Origin of the sequence: Pseudomonas sp. GM80 (assembly GCF_000282515.1) — a bacterium.
GTDB lineage: Bacteria > Pseudomonadota > Gammaproteobacteria > Pseudomonadales > Pseudomonadaceae > Aquipseudomonas.
This window is the reverse complement of record NZ_AKJD01000136.1, coordinates 1-2193: the sequence shown is the minus strand read 5'-3', so window position 1 is coordinate 2193 and position 2193 is coordinate 1. Positions and strand designations below refer to the sequence as shown.

2 protein-coding genes are annotated in these 2193 nt (G+C 60.6%); one reads left to right on the top strand and one right to left on the bottom strand.

Annotation, left to right across the window (positions count from 1 at the left end; all coding sequences use genetic code 11):
• Nucleotides 1-83: 83 nt before the first annotated feature.
• Entirely contained in the window at nucleotides 84-794 is a 711-nt protein-coding gene (locus tag PMI37_RS19735; RefSeq protein WP_008084162.1) for a TraX family protein, read from the bottom strand.
• A gap of 126 nt (nucleotides 795-920) precedes the next feature.
• Here PMI37_RS19735 and PMI37_RS19730 point away from each other — a divergent pair, with 126 nt between their 5' ends.
• The gene (locus PMI37_RS19730) at nucleotides 921-1961 is read left to right on the top strand and encodes a threonine aldolase family protein (protein WP_008084160.1); all 1041 of its coding nucleotides are present in this window, start codon (nucleotides 921-923) and stop codon (nucleotides 1959-1961) included.
• The last annotated feature ends 232 nt before the right edge of the window (nucleotides 1962-2193 follow it).

Here is a 2193-nt window from a genome sequence, read left to right as displayed (position 1 = left end):
TGTAGGAGCTGCAGAAGGCTGCGATCTTTTGACTTTGATTTCCAAGATCAAAAGATCGCAGCCTTCGGCAGCTCCTACAGGGGTTATGCGAGCAACTGGCGGATGGCGAGCAGCAGGAGGAAATGCGCGGGGTAGAGGGCGTAAGCCCAGCGGCGCATTGGCGGTGGCCGGAGATGTCGCCCATGTCGCAACAGAAACACTCCGAGCATTGGCGCGAACAGACAGGTGGCGATGCCAAAAATGGCGACGCTATTACCGAAGATTGCCGACTCATACAGCACCTGCCACTGATTGGCGGTGAGACAAATCAATCCCGACAGCACGCTGAAATACCACGGACGGCGAAACACCAGCAGCATCGCCAACGGCAGCAATACCCCGAAGAAGCCGAACATCAGTCGCTCCGGGAACACAACAGCCAGCGCCAGTGCGGCGACGCCCAACAATCGCGCCATGATCGAGGGGTCCTGCCACGCACGCGCCACGAGCAATCCCAGCGCCAGCGTCGGCAGCACATTCAGTGTATTGGGATCGGGAATGAACAGCCGGTACGGAATCTCGCTCACCAGGCTGAACAGCAACAACCAACCCAGATACCGCCATTCCATCCTCCGCGAACCATCGCGCGAAAGATTCGCCGCCATCGCCAGGCAAAACCACGGAAACGCCAACCGCCCCGGCACGTACAGCCAATCGGCGGAGAACCCGACATATCGCAGGTGATCGAGCAACATGCTCAGCAGCGCCAGCCACTTGAGCAGATCCAGCGCGCCGTCGCGTTTAGTCAGGTGCATAATCGGCCTGCGTCCATGTAATGTTGTGACAGCGACATCCCGTGTGCTCCCCGGAAGATCTTCGGTAAAGTGCGCACCATCATTGACCACGAGCCTTCACAAGAGTCTCGACCACGGAAGCCGGCCATGACCGACAAGAGCCAACAATTCGCCAGCGACAACTACTCCGGTATCTGCCCTGAAGCCTGGGCTGCGATGGAGCAGGCCAACCACGGCCACCAGCGCGCGTATGGCGACGATGAATGGACCGCACGCGCGTCCGACCATTTCCGCCAATTGTTCGAAACCGACTGCGAAGTGTTCTTCGCCTTCAACGGCACCGCCGCCAACTCGCTGGCCCTGTCGTCGCTGTGCCAGAGTTACCACAGCGTGATCTGCTCGGAAACCGCTCACGTCGAAACCGACGAATGCGGCGCCCCGGAATTCTTCTCCAACGGCTCGAAACTGCTGATCGCCGGCACTGAAAACGGCAAGATCACCCCGCAGTCGATCCGCGAAGTCGCGCTCAAGCGCCAAGACATTCACTACCCGAAACCGCGCGTGGTCACCCTGACCCAAGCCACTGAAGTCGGCAGCGTCTACACCCCGGAAGAAGTCCGCGCCATCAGCGCCACTTGCAAGGAGTTGGGCCTGCACCTGCACATGGACGGCGCGCGCTTCTCCAACGCTTGCGCCTTCCTCGGCTGCTCGCCAGCGGATCTGACCTGGAAGGCCGGTGTCGATGTGCTGTGCTTCGGCGGCACGAAAAACGGCATGGCCGTGGGTGAAGCGATTCTGTTCTTCAACCACAAACTGGCGGAAGATTTCGACTATCGCTGCAAACAGGCCGGTCAGTTGGCGTCGAAAATGCGCTTCCTCTCGGCACCGTGGGTCGGCATTCTCGAAACCGACGCCTGGCTGAAATACGCGCGCCACGCCAACCACTGCGCGCAATTACTCGCGGAACTGGTTAGCGACATTCCCGGCGTCGAACTGATGTTCCCGGTGCAGGCCAACGGCGTGTTCCTGCAACTGTCGGAACCGGCCATCGCCGCCCTGACCGCGAAAAACTGGCGTTTCTACACCTTCATCGGCAAGGGCGGCGCACGCTTCATGTGCTCGTGGGACACCGAAGAAGAACGCGTCCGCGAACTGGCCCGCGACATCCGCGAAGTCATGTCCGCCTGACCTGACTCCTGCGCACTGATCGTTCCCACGCTCTGCGTGGTAACGCCTCCCGGGACGCTCCGCGTTCCAGCCCCACATGCTAAACACCGCTATGACGCGGAGCGTCAGTGGCTGCATTCCCACGCGGAGCGTGGGAACGATCTTCGGTCGGGAATGACTTTTCCCACCGGCACTTCAGACTTCTCTGCTAGCGCGATCACTTCGCCCGCCTCACCCTGATCGTTCCCACGCT

What these genes read in the sequence shown, in the direction of transcription:
- PMI37_RS19735 (WP_008084162.1), bottom strand. Translation starts at nt 794, where the DNA reads ATGCACCTGACTAAACGCGACGGCGCGCTGGATCTGCTCAAGTGGCTG.
- PMI37_RS19730 (WP_008084160.1), top strand. Translation starts at nt 921, where the DNA reads ATGACCGACAAGAGCCAACAATTCGCCAGCGACAACTACTCCGGTATC.